The 3,278-nt window shown below is 63.5% G+C and carries 4 protein-coding genes; 3 read left to right on the forward strand and 1 reads right to left on the reverse strand.

All coding sequences use genetic code 11. The annotated features are described in order from the left end of the window. The first annotated feature begins 43 nt into the window (after nucleotides 1-43). The 3 genes from VK519_RS06230 to VK519_RS06240 are packed head-to-tail and all read left to right on the forward strand — an operon-like array spanning nucleotide 44 to nucleotide 2,631. Nucleotides 44-811: an SDR family oxidoreductase gene (locus VK519_RS06230; RefSeq protein ID WP_324348300.1), complete on the forward strand. Its 768-nt coding sequence runs from the start codon at nucleotides 44-46 to the stop codon at nucleotides 809-811. Between the two features lie 16 nt (nucleotides 812-827). After that, on the forward strand, nucleotides 828-1,616 hold the full coding sequence (locus VK519_RS06235; RefSeq protein WP_324348302.1) for an SDR family oxidoreductase: 789 nt from the start codon (nucleotides 828-830) through the stop codon (nucleotides 1,614-1,616). A 10-nt stretch (nucleotides 1,617-1,626) separates the two neighbouring features. Continuing rightward, a complete protein-coding gene (locus VK519_RS06240) occupies nucleotides 1,627-2,631 on the forward strand; it encodes an NADP-dependent oxidoreductase (protein WP_324348304.1) in 1,005 nt (334 codons plus the stop codon). A 35-nt stretch (nucleotides 2,632-2,666) separates the two neighbouring features. Here VK519_RS06240 and VK519_RS06245 read toward each other — a convergent pair. Then, on the reverse strand, nucleotides 2,667-3,278 hold a 612-nt coding region (locus VK519_RS06245; RefSeq protein ID WP_324348306.1), incomplete at its 5' end, for an alpha/beta hydrolase family protein.

The following is a 3,278-nucleotide window of genomic DNA, read 5'->3' on the forward strand; positions in this document are numbered from 1 at the left end:
GGCGACGCCGCGCTCCTCACCCATCGCTAGACAAGGCACACGCATGAGCCAGGATCCTTTCGACCTTTCCGGCAAGATCGCCCTCGTCACCGGTGCCAGCCGCGGCATCGGCGAGGAAATCGCCCGCCTGTTCGCCGCGCGCGGCGCGCATGTCATCGTCTCCAGCCGCAAGCAGGCCGATTGCCAGTCCGTGGTGGACGCGATCACCTCCGATGGCGGCAGGGCCGAAGCCCTGGCCTGCCACATCGGCGAGATGGAGCAGATCCGCGCGTTGTATTCGGCCATCGGGGAAAAACACGGCCGCCTGGACATCCTGGTGAACAACGCCGCTACCAACCCGTTCTTCGGCCACATCACCGACACCGACGAAGCCGTGTTCGCCAAGACAGTGGACGTGAACATCCGCGGCTATTTCTTCATGTCGTCGCTGGGTGCAAAGCTGATGGCGAAGAACGGCGGCGGCGCCATCGTCAACGTGGCCTCGGTGAACGGCGTGGTCCCAGGCTTCCAGCAGGGCATCTACTCCATCACCAAGGCCGCGGTGATTTCCATGACGAAGGCCTTCGCCGTGGAATGCGCCGAACAGGGCATTCGTTGCAACGCCCTCTTGCCGGGCCTGACCGACACCAAGTTCGCATCGGTGCTGGTCAATACGCCGGCCATCCTGAAGCAAGCCCTGGCGCACGTGCCGATGCGCCGTGTCGCGCAGCCCTCGGAAATGGCCGGCGCCGCACTGTACCTGGCGTCCGATGCTGCCTCATACACCACCGGCGCGATCCTCAACGTCGATGGCGGTTATCTCTCGGTCTGAATCAGGAACCAAAAGCATGAGCACGAACCATTCCGGCCGTCTCCAGGGCAAGAAGGCCTTCATCACTGGCGCCGCCGGCGGCCTTGGCAAGGCCATGGCGCAGATGTTCGCCCAGCAAGGTGCCAAGGTGTTCGTCACCGATCTGGACGCCGCCGCCATCGCATCGGTGGCTGACGACATCAATCGGGAAGCCGGCAGCACCGTGGCGTGGTCGGCCGCGCAGGACGTGCGCGACGAAGCACGATGGATCGCCGTGCTCGCCGAAGCTGCCCAGGCCATGGACGGCATCTCGGTGCTGGTGAACAACGCCGGCATCGGCGCGCTCGGCGGCGTGGAAGCCCTGGAGACGAAAGACTGGCGTCGCGTGATGGACATCAACGTGGAAGCCGTTTACCTCGGCTGCAAGCACGCCATGAAGTTCCTTAAGGAAAACACCCCGGCGTCGATCGTGAACATTTCCTCGCTGGCCGCGCACAAGGTCGATCCCAATTACACCGTCTACAACACCTCCAAGGCCGCCGTGGCCATGCTCAGCAAATCGATCGCGGTGGACTGCGCAAAGCAGAAGGTGGATATCCGCTGCAACTCCATCCACCCGGCCTTCATCCGCACCGGCATCGTGGAGCCGTTCTTCAAGGCGTTGGGCGAAGAGGAAGCCACCAAGAAGCTGATCCGCGGCGTACCCATGGCACGCCTGGGCGACCCGGACGACGTGGCTTATGCCGCTGTCTACCTCGCCTCGAATGAAAGCCGTTTTGTCACCGCCGCCGAAATGCTCATCGATGGCGGCGCCGCCGCTGTCTGAAGGAATAGCCATGACCACGCAACGCCAGCTCCTGCTCAAATCCCGCCCCGAAGGCCTGGTGAAGAAGTCAGACTTCGACCTGGTCGAACACGCCCTGCCCGCGCTCGACGATGGCCAGGTGCACGTGAAGGTGCTCTACATCTCCATGGACCCGACCAACCGCGTGTGGATGAGCGACATCCCGCAGTACATGCCGCCGGTGGCCATCGGTGAAGTGATGCGCGCCGGCGGCCTCGGCCGCGTGGTGGTCTCGAAGAACGAACGCTTCGCCGAAGGCGACCTGGTACAGGGCCTGCTGAACTGGCAGGACCACGCCATCCTCGATGCCTCCCAGGCCAAGGAATTGGTCAAGCTGCCGAAGTCGCCGCTGCCTCTGCCTACCCTGCTCGGCGCATGCGGTCTGTCGGGCATCACCGCCTACTACGGCCTGACCGACATCACGCCCGTGCAGCCGGGCGAGACCATCGTCATCTCCGCCGCCGCAGGTTCCGTCGGTTCCGTCGCCGGCCAGATCGCCAAGATCATGGGCGCCCGCGTGGTCGGCATCGCCGGCGGCGCTGACAAATGCAAATTCCTCACCGAAACCCTTGGCTTCGATGCCGCCGTCGACTACAAGGCGGCCGACTTCAAGCAGCAGCTGAAAGCCGCCACGCCCGATGGCGTGCACGTGAACTTCGAGAACGTCGGTGGCGAGGTGATGCGCGCGGTGCTTTCGCGCATGGTGATCGGCGGCCGCGTGGCGCTATGCGGATTGATTTCCGGCTATACCGGTGAGAAGAAGCCCAGCGACGACTTCTCGATCATGATCGTCAAGCGCCTTACCGTGAAGGGCTTCCTGGCCTTTGACTATCGCAAGACGAAGGAAGCCGTGCAGGCGATCGCCGGATGGATTATGGAAGGAAAGTTGAAGACCGAGGAAACGATTGCCGAGGGGCTGGAGAATGCGCCCGAGGTGCTTAATCGCCTGTTTGACGGATCGCATACGGGTAAGTTGCTGCTGAAAGTTCAGGACTGAACTTACACAGGCCGGCCGCATAATCGATTGAGCACTCATCCCCCTTGCCTCACGAAGCTGCACAACCCAGGCATGTTCCATACTCCGTTGTGTGTGCTATCCACATGCCACCAGGGCGACGGCGGTCTGGGCAACGCGGCCGCAAGGGCTCGAGTTCGTTCGGCGGCGATGATTTCGTCGTTGTCAGCCTGCAGGAACGCCACGGGGAGATCTCCCAGTTTCGCCGCCGCGCCGGCGCTGTCATAAGTGTCACTGATCAACCACCTTACCGGCCAGTTCGGCAGGTAGTCCTGGGCTACCAAATCCATGCGGTCATAAGGCGTTACCAGGAGAAGTCTGTCCGGCCGCGCCTGCACCGCCACTTGGGTCGCAACACCCGTGCCCAGGCTGACACCGATGATGCCGACATGACGATGCGCCTGCTGGGCCTGGCGAACCAGGGCCACGCCGTCGTCCACCATGTCCTTCTCACCCGGTCGCCCCTCTTGCCCTTCGTAGCCACGGTAAGGCACCAAATAGATCGCCCGCGCCGTACAACCCTGCCACGCGCGACCCACCGGCGGCAGCGCCAGTCCGTTCCCGCCGAACACTACCCAGGCATCGGAGGCTTCCGGCCGGACGATCCAGCCACGGAGTACCACGTCAGG

The sequence above is a fragment of the Pinirhizobacter sp. genome (assembly GCF_035317885.1).
In the GTDB taxonomy this organism is placed as follows: Bacteria; Pseudomonadota; Gammaproteobacteria; order Xanthomonadales; family Rhodanobacteraceae; genus Pinirhizobacter.

Excerpts from the sequence above, each read along its gene's own strand:
- VK519_RS06230 (WP_324348300.1), top strand. The coding sequence starts at position 44 with ATGAGCCAGGATCCTTTCGACCTTTCCGGCAAGATCGCCCTCGTCACC.
- VK519_RS06235 (WP_324348302.1), top strand. The coding sequence starts at position 828 with ATGAGCACGAACCATTCCGGCCGTCTCCAGGGCAAGAAGGCCTTCATC.
- VK519_RS06240 (WP_324348304.1), top strand. The coding sequence starts at position 1,627 with ATGACCACGCAACGCCAGCTCCTGCTCAAATCCCGCCCCGAAGGCCTG.